This is a genomic window from Pseudomonas lactucae (assembly GCF_036688725.1).
GTDB lineage: Bacteria > Pseudomonadota > Gammaproteobacteria > Pseudomonadales > Pseudomonadaceae > Aquipseudomonas > Aquipseudomonas lactucae.
Genome location: NZ_JAQQPT010000004.1, coordinates 268782 through 282302, shown reverse-complemented (window position 1 = coordinate 282302; position 13521 = coordinate 268782). Strand labels below are relative to the sequence as shown.

Annotated in this window: 14 protein-coding genes and 1 pseudogene; 6 read left to right on the top strand and 9 right to left on the bottom strand. The window is 61.6% G+C overall.

What is annotated here, in order from left to right:
* Positions 1-81 precede the first annotated feature (81 nt).
* Positions 82-1083: an LLM class flavin-dependent oxidoreductase gene (locus V6M90_RS06345; protein ID WP_003170749.1), complete on the top strand. Its 1002-nt coding sequence runs from the start codon at positions 82-84 to the stop codon at positions 1081-1083.
* Between the two features lie 67 nt (positions 1084-1150).
* On the opposite strand, the gene V6M90_RS06340 is transcribed toward V6M90_RS06345, so the two are convergent.
* A complete protein-coding gene (locus tag V6M90_RS06340; RefSeq protein WP_003170748.1) occupies positions 1151-1375 on the bottom strand; it encodes a DUF1161 domain-containing protein in 225 nt (74 codons plus the stop codon).
* Positions 1376-1490: 115 nt separating this feature from the next.
* A complete protein-coding gene (locus V6M90_RS06335) occupies positions 1491-1706 on the bottom strand; it encodes a dodecin (protein ID WP_003170747.1) in 216 nt (71 codons plus the stop codon).
* A gap of 157 nt (positions 1707-1863) precedes the next feature.
* On the opposite strand from V6M90_RS06335, the gene V6M90_RS06330 reads away from it, so the two are divergent.
* Complete coding sequence (locus V6M90_RS06330) at positions 1864-2190, top strand: DUF883 family protein (RefSeq protein ID WP_003170746.1); 327 nt, start codon at positions 1864-1866, stop codon at positions 2188-2190.
* An 8-nt stretch (positions 2191-2198) separates the two neighbouring features.
* Here V6M90_RS06330 and V6M90_RS06325 read toward each other — a convergent pair whose 3' ends face one another.
* The gene (locus V6M90_RS06325) at positions 2199-3095 is read right to left on the bottom strand and encodes a LysR family transcriptional regulator (protein ID WP_332846215.1); all 897 of its coding nucleotides are present in this window, start codon (positions 3093-3095) and stop codon (positions 2199-2201) included.
* 112 nt (positions 3096-3207) lie between these two features.
* Here V6M90_RS06325 and trpB point away from each other — a divergent pair, with 112 nt between their 5' ends.
* Together trpB and trpA are read left to right on the top strand one after the other, a co-directional pair.
* Positions 3208-4434, top strand: a complete 1227-nt coding sequence (trpB, locus tag V6M90_RS06320) for a tryptophan synthase subunit beta (protein WP_332846214.1) — start codon at positions 3208-3210, stop codon at positions 4432-4434.
* Positions 4434-5243, top strand: a complete 810-nt coding sequence (trpA, locus tag V6M90_RS06315) for a tryptophan synthase subunit alpha (RefSeq protein ID WP_332846213.1) — start codon at positions 4434-4436, stop codon at positions 5241-5243. Before trpB ends, trpA begins: the two co-directional genes overlap by 1 nt.
* Before the next feature lie 39 nt (positions 5244-5282).
* Here the strand turns inward: trpA and V6M90_RS06310 are convergent, their stop codons facing one another.
* The 6 genes and pseudogenes from V6M90_RS06310 to V6M90_RS06285 form a co-directional block, all read right to left on the bottom strand.
* Positions 5283-6593 (bottom strand): MFS transporter, encoded by a 1311-nt coding sequence (locus V6M90_RS06310; RefSeq protein ID WP_003170742.1) that lies wholly within the window; start codon positions 6591-6593, stop codon positions 5283-5285.
* 115 nt (positions 6594-6708) lie between these two features.
* A complete protein-coding gene (gene dgoD, locus V6M90_RS06305; RefSeq protein WP_003170741.1) occupies positions 6709-7857 on the bottom strand; it encodes a galactonate dehydratase in 1149 nt (382 codons plus the stop codon).
* Between the two features lie 48 nt (positions 7858-7905).
* Positions 7906-8526 carry a 2-dehydro-3-deoxy-6-phosphogalactonate aldolase gene (locus V6M90_RS06300; RefSeq protein ID WP_003170739.1) on the bottom strand — a complete coding sequence of 207 codons (621 nt, stop codon included), beginning with the start codon at positions 8524-8526 and terminating at the stop codon, positions 7906-7908.
* 1 nt (position 8527) lies between these two features.
* Complete coding sequence (locus V6M90_RS06295; protein ID WP_003170738.1) at positions 8528-9487, bottom strand: 2-dehydro-3-deoxygalactonokinase; 960 nt, start codon at positions 9485-9487, stop codon at positions 8528-8530.
* Positions 9488-9652: 165 nt separating this feature from the next.
* Entirely contained in the window at positions 9653-9979 is a 327-nt protein-coding gene (locus tag V6M90_RS06290; RefSeq protein WP_332846212.1) for a DOPA 4,5-dioxygenase family protein, read from the bottom strand.
* A 31-nt stretch (positions 9980-10010) separates the two neighbouring features.
* Positions 10011-10960 (bottom strand): annotated as a pseudogene (locus V6M90_RS06285) (choline sulfate utilization transcriptional regulator).
* Between the two features lie 103 nt (positions 10961-11063).
* Here V6M90_RS06285 and betC point away from each other — a divergent pair.
* Both betC and choX read left to right on the top strand, forming a co-directional pair.
* Positions 11064-12578: a choline-sulfatase gene (betC, locus tag V6M90_RS06280; RefSeq protein WP_003170735.1), complete on the top strand. Its 1515-nt coding sequence runs from the start codon at positions 11064-11066 to the stop codon at positions 12576-12578.
* A gap of 16 nt (positions 12579-12594) precedes the next feature.
* A complete protein-coding gene (gene choX, locus V6M90_RS06275; protein WP_305428154.1) occupies positions 12595-13509 on the top strand; it encodes a choline ABC transporter substrate-binding protein in 915 nt (304 codons plus the stop codon).
* Positions 13510-13521 lie beyond the last annotated feature (12 nt).

Here is a 13521-nt window from a genome sequence, read left to right as displayed (position 1 = left end):
CTCATTGCATAGAACATGCACATGAAGCGGCAGGTTTTGGTTCGTCTAAGAAGCCTGCGCCCCTATTGGAGAAGCAGGCTTATGAAATCGCTGTCCGACGTGAAGTTCTCGACCCTCGACCTGGTGCCCGTGCGGGCCAACGGCAGTCCGGCGCAATCGCTGCGCAATTCCCTGGACCTGGCCCAGCACGTGGAAAAGTTCGGCTACAACCGTTTCTGGGTAGCCGAGCACCACAACATGGACGGCATCGCCAGCTCGGCGACCTCGGTATTGCTGGGCTATCTGGCCGGCGGCACGTCCACGATACGCGTCGGCTCCGGCGGCGTGATGCTGCCCAACCATGCGCCGCTGGTGATCGCCGAACAGTTCGGCACCCTGGAAAGCCTGTATCCCGGCCGTATCGACCTGGGCCTGGGCCGTGCGCCCGGTTCCGACCAGATGACCGCCCGCGCCCTGCGCCGAGAGCGCTCCGGCAGTGCTGATGACTTCCCCGAAGACGTCGCCGAGCTGATGGCTTACCTGGGCCCGCGCACGCCGGACCAGCGCGTGATTGCCGTACCGGGCACCGGCACCCATGTACCGGTGTGGCTGCTGGGCTCGAGTCTGTTCAGTGCGCAACTGGCCGGCGAGCGCGGTTTGCCCTACGCCTTCGCCTCCCACTTCGCACCGCGTTTGATGCATGAGGCGATTCGGGTGTATCGCAATCACTTCAAGCCTTCTGCCGTGCTGGACAAGCCCTACGTGATGCTCGGTATCCCGTTGGTCGCCGCCGACACCGATGAACACGCCGACTACCTGGCCACTTCGGTGTACCAGCGCATCCTCGCGCTGATGCGCGGCCAAAGCCTGGTGCAACGTCCGCCGGTCAAAACCATGGACGGCCTGTGGTTGCCCCATGAAAAGGACGCGGTCGGCAGTTTCCTCGGCCTGGCGATGGTCGGCAGCCCGGCGAAGATTCGCGCCAAACTGGAGGTGCTGATCGAGCAAACCGGCGCCGATGAGCTGATCTTTACCTGCGACCTGTATGACCACGCCGACAGGATTCATTCCTACGAACTGCTCGCGCAGTTGATGAAGGGCTGAACCGCAGGCGAAAAAAAACCGACGCACCTGTGGGCAAGTGCGTCGGTTTTATGTCTGCAACACTGGATTAACCGCGCTTGTAGACGATTTCCTTGGTGCCGCCTTCGCAGTTACCGACCACTTTTGCGTCGGTTGAGGCGCCTTTATCCACGACTTCCAGCGAATAACCCGAAACGCCTTTGGCGTCGAGTTTCGCTGCAATCTCGCTTTTCAGCTCTTCACAAGGCTTGCCCGCCGCCAGGGCCGTACCCGCAATGCTCAACAAACCTACCGCTAGCAGAAACTTCTTCATCCGTTACTTTCCTTGCGCTGATCGAAAAGAACATGCCGACGCTTTTCGCGTCGGCACCCCATCGTTGTAGCGCAGGTTATGGCAATCGGCCAGCCAGCAAGTTCAACTCAGCGGATCAACTACTGGCAATTCGGAATCCCACCTTGAGCGTGACCTGGTAGTGGGCGACCTTGCCGTTTTCGATATGGCCACGGGTTTCGGTCACTTCAAACCATTCCAGATGCTTGAGGCTCTTGTTGGCCTCGGCAATCGCATTGTTGATCGCATCTTCGATGCTGGTGGTCGAGGAACCGACCAATTCGACTTTCTTGTAGGTGTGATGATCAGACATAGCGTTTCTCCTGAGGGTCGTCAATAAAGCCTAGCAGTCAAAGTTCATACTGCCTCTGGCGACCATTCCTACCCGAAAGTTCAGATTTACTGCACTTTCTGAAACCGGCGCAGTCGGTATCTACACACGCCACTCAATCACTTCAGGAGATGTCCACATGGCCAACACTTCTTTACGCAAAGCGTCGCTGGAAAGCATGGAAGCCGAGATTTCGAGCCTGCTCAAGTCCCTTGAGAGCCTCAAGGACGATGCGTCCGATGAGTCGCGCAAGACCCTGAAGGCCCTGAAAAGCAACGCCGAGAACGCCCTCAAGCACTCGCGCCACCTGATCAGCGACGCCTACGAAGAAAGCAAAGTCAAAATTCGCGAAACCGGCGTTGCCACTCGTGACTACGCGCAAGAGCACCCATGGACTACAGCCGGTGTCGCTGTAGGCGCGCTGGGACTGCTTGCGGCGTACCTGCTGTGCAAACGCGGTGACTGATAGACCGGCTAACTCGGTTGGCGCATCAGCTCAGCCTTGAGCCACTGCGCCAACTGCCGGGCGCGCCCGTCCGCGGCGCGCTTGGGTAGCCACAGCGCCAGGTACGCCGGGGTGTCAGTGAACCCCCACGGCGCCACCAGGCGACCCGCACGCAGATCCTCTGCCACCAGCGGCTCAGGCGCAATCGCCACCCCCAACCCCGCCACCGCTGCCTCCAGCAAATAATACAAATGCTCAAAACCCTGGCCGTGCTTCAACGCATCGGGCGCGATGGCGTGTTGCTGCGCCCAAATAGGCCAGGCCTGAGGACGCGAGGTGGTGTGCAACAGCGGCTCGCCGCACAGGGCTGATGCCGGCGCCTGGCGCAAACGCTCGTAACCGGCGAAACGCGGGCTCAGCACCGGGCCGATGCGCTCGCTGGCCAGTTCAAACACTTGCATATCCGCCGGCCATGGCGGCTCGGCGAATACCAGCAAAGCGTCCAGGCCAGGACGGCGCGGGTCGAGATCGCCATCACCCGCCGACAGGTGCAGGCGCAAGTCCGGCAGGTCGGCATTCAAGCGGCCCAGGCGCGGGATCAGCCAGCGTGCCAGCAAACTGCCCGAACACCCCAGCACAAACGGCGCATCCGCGCTGCGTTGGGTGAGTTCGACGCACGCATCGCGCAGACGCTCGAACGCCTCAAAGCTGGCATCGCGCAGCCGAGCGCCGGCATCTGTGAGTTTAATGCCTCGCCCATCCTTGACGAACAGGCTGACACCCAAGTGTTCTTCCAGCACTTTAAGTTGGCGACTGACCGCCCCGTGGGTCACGTGCAGTTGCTCGGCAGCCTGGCTGACGCTGTTAAGCCGCGCAACGGCTTCAAACGCACGCAGGGCATTGAGGGGCGGGAGGTCTCGGCTCATCTGTGAGTTTTCCTGACAGGTTGCGGCGATCTTATCGGTTTTCAGCCTGGCGCGTCAGGGGTAGAGTGGCCCTCATTGTTTCCTACACCCCCTTTTTCTCCTGGAGCGTCCCATGACTCAGTCCCAGACCGATCTACGCAACGGCCCCGACGCCAACGGCCTGTTTGGCGCGTTCGGCGGCCGTTACGTCGCTGAAACCCTGATGCCGTTGATCCTCGAACTGGCTCGCGAATACGAAGCAGCCAAGATTGATCCGGCCTTCAACGAGGAATTGGCCTACTTCCAACGCGACTACGTGGGTCGCCCGAGCCCGCTGTATTTCGCCGAACGCCTGACCGAGTTCTGTGGTGGCGCCAAGATCTACCTCAAGCGTGAAGAGCTGAACCACACCGGCGCGCACAAGATCAACAACTGCATCGGCCAGATCCTGCTGGCGCGGCGCATGGGCAAAAAACGCATCATCGCCGAGACCGGCGCCGGCATGCACGGCGTGGCCACCGCCACCGTCGCGGCGCGCTTTGGCCTGCAATGCGTGATCTACATGGGTACCACCGACATCGAGCGCCAACAGGCCAACGTGTTCCGCATGAAGCTGCTGGGCGCCGAAGTGATCCCGGTGGTCGCCGGCACCGGCACCCTCAAAGACGCGATGAACGAAGCCCTGCGTGACTGGGTGACCAACGTCGACAGCACCTTCTACCTGATCGGCACCGTGGCCGGCCCACACCCGTACCCGGCGATGGTCCGCGACTTCCAGGCGGTGATCGGCAAGGAAACCCGCGCCCAGCTGCAAGCCCAGGAAGGCCGCCTGCCGGACAGCCTGGTGGCATGCATCGGCGGCGGCTCCAACGCCATGGGCCTGTTTCACCCGTTCCTGGATGACACCAGCGTCGAGATCATCGGCGTTGAAGCCGCCGGCCACGGTATCGAGACCGGCAAGCACGCCGCCAGCCTCAACGGCGGGGTACCGGGCGTGCTGCACGGCAACCGTACCTTCCTGCTGCAGGACGACGATGGTCAGATCATCGATGCCCACTCGATTTCCGCAGGCCTCGATTACCCAGGCATCGGCCCGGAACACGCGTGGTTGCATGATATTGGCCGCGTCCAGTACACCTCGGTGACCGATGACGAAGCCCTGCAAGCCTTTCACAAATGCTGCCGCCTGGAAGGGATTATTCCTGCACTGGAAAGCGCCCACGCCCTGGCCGAAGTGTTCAAACGCGCACCGACCCTGCCGAAGTATCACCTGATGGTGGTCAACCTGTCCGGCCGTGGCGACAAAGACATGCAGACCGTGATGCACCACATGGAACAGTCTAAGCAGGAGAAACACTGATGAGCCGCCTGCAAACGCGCTTTGCCCAGCTCAAAGAACAAAACCGCGCCGCCCTGGTGACCTTCGTCACTGCCGGCGACCCGGGGTATGACACCTCCCTGGCGATCCTCAAGGGTTTGCCGGCCGCCGGCGCCGACGTGATCGAACTGGGCATGCCCTTCACCGACCCGATGGCCGACGGCCCGGCCATCCAGCTCGCCAACATCCGCGCGCTGGAGGCCAAGCAGAACCTGGCGAAAACCCTGCAGATGGTCCGCGAGTTCCGCAAAGACAACAACGACACCCCGCTGGTGTTGATGGGCTACTTCAACCCCATCCACAAATACGGCGTACCTGCGTTCATCACGCACGCCAAGGAAGCCGGTGTCGACGGCCTGATCGTGGTCGACATGCCGCCCGAGCATAACGGCGAGCTGTGCGACCCGGCCCAAGCCGCCGGCATCGACTTTATCCGCCTGACCACGCCGACCACCGACGACGTGCGCCTGCCGACCGTACTCAACGGCAGCTCCGGCTTTGTGTACTACGTGTCGGTGGCCGGTGTGACCGGCGCCGGTGCCGCCACCCTGGAACACGTCGAAGAAGCCGTGACCCGCCTGCGTCGCCATACCGACCTGCCGATCAGCATCGGCTTCGGTATCCGCACGCCGGAACAAGCGGCGGCCATCGCGCGCCTGGCGGACGGTGTGGTAGTGGGCTCGGCGCTGATCGATCACATCGCCAACGCCGGCAGCGAACAGCAGGCGATTGATGGCGTGTTGAGCCATTGCGCGGCGCTGTCCGAAGGCGTGCGCAACGCACGCAAGTAAGGCTTGCTGTGGCGAGGGAGCGTACTCCCTCGCCGCCGTTTATTCGTCCAGCTTGATCCGCTCGACCTTGCCCACCAGCAATATGTAAGACAATGCCCCCAGCAACGCCAGCACCGCGATGTAGGTGATCGCTGGCGCGAACGAATCGCCGCTGGCCAGAAAACCAATCACGATCGGCGTGGCAATCGCGGACAGGTTGCCGATGAAATTAAACACGCCCCCCGTCAGGCCCAGCAACCGTGCCGGTGCCAGGGTCGATACCAGCGACCAGGTAATCGACGCCAGGCCATTGCCGAAGAACGCCACCGCCAGGAATGCGATGACCCACGCCGTCGAATCCACATAGTTGGCACCGATGATCGCCGTGGAAATCAGCAGCCCGCCAATGATCGGCAACTTGCGCGCAAAGCCCACCGACGCGCCCCGACGAATCAGCCAATCGGAAAAAATCCCGGAACACAGCACACCGACAAATGCGGCCAGGAACGGCAGCGAGGCCAGCAGGCCGGACTTGATGAAGTCCATGCCGCGATATTTCACCAGGTAGGTCGGAAACCAGGTCAGGAAGAACCACAGGGTGGAGTTCAGGCAGAACTGCCCCAGGTAAATACCCCAGAGTTTGCGCTTGCTCAGCACGATGCCCAGATCGACCCAACTGAACGGCGCTTTGGCGGTTTGCGCCTGCATGTCCACCAGGCCGCCACCGTCGCGAATCAGTTGGATTTCAGCCTCGTTCGCGCCTTTGAAATCCTTCGGCTCGCGGTACACCGCGTACCAGATCACCGCCCACAAGATGCCGACACCACCGGTGGTGACAAACACCATGTGCCAGCCGAACTCATGCTGCAGCCAGGCCAGTACCGGCGTGAGGAACGCCAGCCCGACGAATTGCCCCGAGGTGTAAAAGCCAATCGCCGTCGCACGCTCGCGCTCGGGAAACCAGGTAGTGACCACGCGGCTGTTGATCGGGTAGGCCGGCGCCTCCAACGCACCGACGGCCATGCGCAGCACGAACAGCGCGATGAAACTGGCGGCAAAGCCCAGCATCACGGTGGCGATGGACCACAGCAGCAGGGCGGCGGTGTAGAGGATGCGCGGCGGCACCCGGTCGACCAGCCAACCGCCGGGGATCTGCATGGCGGCGTAGGTCCAGCCGAATGCCGAGAAAATCAGGCCGACATGCACCGGGTCGATACCCAACTCGCTGGTCAACGCAGGGGCGGCAATCGACAGGTTACTGCGGTCGAGGTAGTTGATGACCACAGTGATGAACAGCAGCACCATGATGAAGAAGCGCTTTCGGCTAGGCGTGACTAAAGAAGCCTGTCCGGTGAGGGATTCAGGGTGCATGGGAAGTGCCTCTTATTATGTTTATTGAGGACGGACTTACTGATGAAACCGAATCAAAATGTGGAAGAGAGCAAGCCCCCTGCCACATTTTTAACCGTGTTTCTTCAGGAGGGAATCACCACTCGGCAAAGCTGCCATCGGCATGGCGCCAGATCGGGTTGCGCCAGCGATGGCCGATGGCGGCGCGCTCGATCACGTACTCCTCGTTGATCTCGATACCCAGGCCTGGCCCGTTGGGGATCTTCACAAAGCCTTGGTCATAGTCGAACACGCCAGGGTCGCGCACGTAGTCGAGCAAGTCGTTGCTCTCGTTGTAGTGAATGCCCAGGCTTTGCTCCTGGATAAACGCGTTGTAGCAAACCGCGTCCAGTTGCAGGCAAGCGGCCAAGGCAATCGGGCCCAGCGGACAGTGCAGGGCCAGGGCCACATCGTAGGCTTCGGCCATGTTGGCGATCTTGCGGGTTTCGGTGATGCCGCCGGCGTGGGAAGCATCCGGCTGGATGATGTCGACGTAGCCTTCGCTGAGCACGCGCTTGAAGTCCCAACGCGAGAACAGACGCTCACCCAGGGCGATCGGGGTGCTGGTCAGCGGCGCCAGCTCCTTGAGGGCTTCGTAGTTTTCGCTGAGCACCGGCTCTTCGATAAACATCAGTTTGTACGGGTCCAGCTCCTTCATCAGCACCTTGGCCATGGGCTTGTGCACCCGACCATGGAAGTCGACGCCGATGCCGACGTTAGGGCCGACCGCATCACGCACAGCGGCGACGTTGGCCAGGGCCAGGTCGACTTTTTCGAAGCTGTCGACGAACTGCAATTCTTCGGTACCGTTCATTTTCACGGCGGTAAAACCACGGGCCACGGCCTCTTTGGCAGCGCGGGCGGTGTCGGCTGGACGGTCGCCACCGATCCACGAATACACGCGGATCTTGTCACGCACCTGGCCACCGAGCAGGTCGCTGACGGAGACGCCGAGGGCCTTGCCCTTGATGTCCCACAGCGCCTGGTCGATGCCGGCGAGGGCGCTCATGTGCACGGCGCCGCCCCGGTAGAAGCCGCCGCGATAGAGCACGGTCCAGATGTCTTCGATGTTGCGTGGGTCTTTACCGATCAGGTAGTCGGACAGTTCTTCAACGGCGGCGGCCACGGTATGAGCACGACCTTCGACCACGGGCTCGCCCCAACCGGTCACGCCCTGGTCGGTTTCGACCTTGAGGAAGCACCAGCGCGGCGGGACGATAAAGGTCGTCAGTTTGGTGATTTTCATCTGTTATCTCTCTTATAGATGCGGCGCCTGTGGGCGCGGAATTTGATCTCAGCTCAGGGCTTTCCAGGCCGCGACATACGCCTGGGCGCGGCTCGCAATCTGATCCACGGTCATACCCGGTTTGAACAACCCGGAACCCAGCCCGAACCCTTTGGCGCCGGCGTCGGTGAACACCTGCATGTTGTCCGGGTTAATACCGCCCACCGGCAGCAACAACGTGCCCTGCGGCAATACCGCCAGCCACGCCTTGATCACCGCCGGGCCCATTTGCTCGGCCGGAAACAGCTTCAATACGTCGGCACCTTCGGCCAGTGCGGCGAAGGCTTCGGTGGGCGTGGCCACACCCGGCGACAGGTACAGGCCCGCGGCCTTCGCGGCGCGCAACACCTTGGCATCGCTGTGGGGCATGACGATCACTTGGCCGCCGGCCGCTTTCACCTGCTCAACCTGCTCGGGCGTCAACACCGTGCCGGCACCGATCAGGCAATCGGCGGGCAGGCTGTCGCGCAGGGTGCGGATGCTGGTGTAGGGGTCCGGCGAATTGAGCGGGACTTCGATCACGCGAAAACCGGCGTCGTACAGCACTTGGCCGACCGCCTTGGCTTCGTCCGGGCGCACACCCCTCAGGATCGCGATCAAACCGTTTTGTGCGAGTGCTTGCTTGAGCATGTCAGGCCTCCGATACAGGTTGAGTGAGCCCGGCCGCCACGGCCAGTTGCCACAGGCCGCGCTCGGTGGCCTCTTGCGCCAGGCTCACATGGGCAAAACCACACAGGGCGAGGGCGCGTTGATAGCGGGCGCAGAGGGGGGCGGCGCCGACCAGAATGATCGGCAGGTGTTTGGCGCGGTCCGGCAGGCCGGACAGTTCGTGACCGATCAACAGGCCCGACAGGTAGTCAGGCTGCTGTTCGGGCGAGAGTTCAGCGGTCAGGCCCAGGGTGCGCGCACTGAACAGCGTCGACAGCACACCACGCTCGCCCTCGTCGGACAGCGCCACGTGCACGCCTCGGTCAAAGGCATCGGCCTGGAATGTTTCAGAAGGCTTTTGGGTGCGGCCCAGGAGGCTGTGCTTGCTCAACACCGCAAACACCTCGCCGGTCATAAAGGTGTCGAAGTGGGTGATGCGGCCACCCACTACCTCGACCCACTTGGAGTGGCTGCCCGGCAGGCCAATCAACACCTCGGCCTCCAGCCCGTGCAAGACACCCAACACTTGGGTCTCTTCGCCGCGCATCACATTGGGCAAACCGACCTGCTCGATCACGCCGGGCACGATATGCACCTCGACACCCCGCAGACTGCACACCTTGTGCAGTGCCTGACCCAGGCTGGCGACGTCGACGGGGGTATTGCGATACGCCGCCTCGCTCCAGCCCTGGGCGCTGCCGACCATGCCGCAGGCGATCACCGGCAAGCCAGGTTCAGCCTCAAGCCAATCGCCGCACGCCGCATCGAAGGCCAATTCGAAGCCATCACTGCACAGCACGCCGGCAATCTCCCGGGCCTCGCTGGGCAAATGCATGATGCCCGACGCCAGCGAGCGTTGTTCCAGCACCACACCTGCGGGGCCGAGTTTGTAAGCACGAAGGGAGCTGGTTCCCCAATCGAGCGCGATCAATTGCGCCTGCATCGCTTCACCTGAAATGAGTGGGTGCTGAAAAAAGCAGATGGGCGAATATAAACCTAAGCCTGACGATATCTCAATATATAAATATCAATCCCATATAATGGGAGACAACTGCGCAAATCCCTACATCCTTTAAAGAAGGAGAGGCTTGCGGATCAGAAAGGATGGTTAAAAAGCAGACAGGTCCAGCGTACGCATCGCGCCCATCCAGATGGCGTGATCGGTGTGGTCCTTGAGCTCATCGCCGGTTTCAGGGTGGAGGAATACCACCAGCCCATTGCGATTCAGCGCCAGCCACGGCAGCACCACGCCGATGTATTCGGGGTCGAAGGCCAGTTGGCAGTTCCAGTCCGGGTGCGGGCCCACAGGGCGCTCATGCACGCGCCCCATGCGCAGCGGGAACATTTTTGCGCCGTCTTCACACAGGGTGCGCGCCTGATCGAGGGTGCTGGCGTCGAAGTAGATGTGGGCGTGATAGCCCTTGATACGTTGCATGCGGAACTCCCTACCCACTGTGCGCCAGATGCTAGACCGCAATCGACGGCAGTGCCAGCCCGGTCAATGACTGCGCGCTGCTGGCCTGCTCAGCCACCAACCAATCGACAAAACGCTCAACCAACTGCCCGCGGCGTTTGCGCTGCGGCTGCACGACGTAATAGCCGAAGCGGGAGATCACCGTGTTGCTGATCGGCCGGCACAGCCAGTTCTGCTCCAGCAGGTTATCCACCAGGTGGCGCCAGCCGATGGCCACGCCTTGACCGGCAATCGCTGCCTGGATCAGCAGGGTGTAGTTGTCGAAGCGCAACTGGCCTGGCGTCGGCGCAACGCTAATGCCCAGCTCGCGAAACACCCCACTCCAGTCGAACCACCGGCTGTTGTTTCCTGGCGCAGGTGCAGCAGGGGCACGTCGTGCAGGTTGTGCAGGGTCAGCGGCGCGGCCTGGTCCTTGAGCCACTGCGGGCTGCACACCGGGAAGACTTCCTCGTTGAACAGCCACAGGCTGTCGCCCTGTTTGAAACGCCCATCGCCAAACAGCACCGCCACATCGATGTCGCTGCGCAGGGTGGCGTGGTTGCGCTCGCTGGTCACCAGGCTCACATCGACCTGCGGGTTGGCCTGGTGGAAGCGATGCAGGCGCGGCATCAGCCAATAGGCGGCGAAGGCGAAGTCGGTAGCCACTTGCAGCACTTCGTGCTGGTCCTGTTGGGTGATGGCGCTGAGGCCCTCGTTGATGGCCAGTAACCCACCCTGGACGTGTTCGAACAGCACCGCGCCGGCCTCGGTCAGCTCGATGCCGCGGTAGATGCGATCAAACAGGCGAATCGCCAGTTGTTCTTCCAGGCGCTTGATCTGCTGGCTGATCGCCGGCTGGGTGGTGCCCAGCTCCATCGCCGCCGCCGTAAAGCTGCGATGACGAGCCGCTGCTTCGAATACGCGCAGCAGGTCGAGGGACACATCACCGAGAGATTCATACATAAGCTGTGCTTATCCTAGACATTGCCTTTCATGGGCTTTACCCCAATTTACATGGACTGCATGCTCATTCGCATAAACACCGCCTATGGAATGCCGAGAACCCATGAAGCGCAAGAACATTCTTTTCATCATGGCCGATCAAATGGCCGCGCCGTTGCTCCCGTTCTACGGTTCTTCGCCCATCAAGCTGCCGAACTTGAGCCGCCTCGCCGAGCAAGGTGTGGTATTCGACGCTGCATATTGCAACAGCCCGCTGTGTGCGCCATCGCGCTTCACGCTGGTCAGCGGGCAACTGCCGAGCAAGATCGGCGCCTACGACAACGCGGCGGATTTTCCCGCCGATGTCCCCACCTATGCTCACTACCTGCGGCGCCTCGGCTACCGCACCGCGCTGTCGGGCAAGATGCACTTCTGCGGCCCCGACCAGTTGCATGGCTATGAAGAACGCCTGACCAGCGACATCTATCCCGCCGACTATGGCTGGGCGGTGAACTGGGATGAGCCGCACGTACGCCCCAGCTGGTACCACAACATGTCTTCGGTGCTGCAAGCCGGCCCATGCGTGCGCACCAACCAGCTGGATTTCGACGAAGAGGTGGTATTCAAGGCCCAGCAATATCTGTTCGACCATATTCGCGAGGACGGCGACCAGCCGTTCTGCCTGACCGTGTCGATGACCCATCCCCACGACCCGTACACCATTCCCAAGCCGTTCTGGGACCTGTACGACGACAGCGACATCCCTTTGCCTGCGACTCCGGCACAGCGTGATCTCGACCCACATTCCCAGCGCCTGCTCAAGGTCTATGACCTGTGGGACAAACCACTGCCCGTGGATAAGATCCGCGATGCGCGCCGCGCCTACTTCGGTGCCTGCAGCTACATCGACAGTAATGTCGGCAAACTGCTGCAAACCCTGGAAGACACCGGCCTGGCCGACGACACCATCATCGTGTTCTCCGGCGACCACGGCGACATGCTCGGCGAGCGTGGCCTCTGGTACAAAATGCACTGGTTTGAAATGGCCGCCCGCGTGCCGCTGCTGGTCAGCGCGCCGGGGCAGTTTGCGGCGGGGCGCGTATCAAAAGCCGTGTCCACCGCCGACCTGCTGCCCACGCTGGTGGAGCTGGCCGGCGGCGAGCTGGACCCACGCCTGCCGCTGGACGGCCGCTCGCTGGTGCCGCACTTGCAAGGGCAGGGTGGGCACGACGAAGTGTTCGGCGAATACATGGCCGAAGGCACCATCAGCCCGCTGATGATGATTCGCCGGGGCGCCTATAAATTCATCTACAGCGAAGACGACCCGTGTCTACTGTTCGATGTACACAACGACCCACGGGAGCAGGAGGAACTCAGCCAGTCGCCGCAGCATCAGGCGCTGTTTGCCGCCTTCCTGGACGAGGCGCGGGCCAAATGGGACATCCCGGCGATCCACCAGCAAGTGCTCGCCAGCCAACGCCGCCGTCGCCTGGTATTCGAGGCGCTGACCCAGGGCAAGCTGAAGAGCTGGGATCACCAGCCACTGGTGGACGCCAGTCAGCAATACATGCGCAACCACATCGACCTCGACGACCTGGAGCGCAAGGCACGTTATCCACAACCCTGCCAAAACCAATAAATACAGAGGGAAGGCCATGCAAAAATTAACGGTAGTGCTGGGCATTCTGGCGTTAAGCAGCGCCAATGTGTACGCAGATGCCAGTTGTGAAACGGTGAAAATGGCCGATCCCGGCTGGAGCGACATTGCCGCGACCAATGCCATCACCGGGTTCCTGCTGACGGGCATGGGCTACAAGGCGAAAGTCGACACCCTGGCGGTGCCGATCACCTTTGGCGGGCTCAAGGATGGCCAGGTGGATGTGTTCCTCGGTAACTGGATGCCGGCGCAGCAAGGCTTTTACGACAAGTTCGTGGCCAATGGCGAGGTGGTGCAACTGGCCAAGAACCTTGACGGCACCGAGTTCACCCTCGCCGTGCCGGACTATGTGTGGGACGCGGGTGTGCACGACTTTGCCGACCTGAATAAGTTTGCCGATAAGTTCGACAAGAAGATCTACGGCATCGGCTCCGGCGCGCCGGCGAACATCTCGTTGCAGGAGATCATCAAGAAGAACGACTTCGATCTGGGCCAGTGGAAGCTGATCGAGTCCAGCGAACAGGCGATGCTTGCCGAAGTATCGCGGGCGGTGAAAAAACAGCGCTTCGTCACCTTCCTCGGCTGGACCCCGCACCCCATGAACGTGCAGTTGAAAATGCACTATCTCAAGGGCGGCGAGAAGTATTTTGGCGACACCGGCAGCGTGTATACCCTGACCCGTAAAGGGTATGCGCAGGCCTGCCCGAACGTAGGAAAACTGCTGACCAACCTGAGCTTCACCCAGGAAATGGAGAACAGCATCATGGCCGAGGTGGCCAACAACAAGGTCAGCAATGCCGAGGCGGCGAAGGCGTGGATCAAGGCCAATCCGGCGGTGCTGGATAAATGGCTGGAGGGTGTAAAAACCGTGGATGGCCAGGATGCGCTGGCGGCGGTCAAAGCCAAACTCTAAAGCCCTGCATTG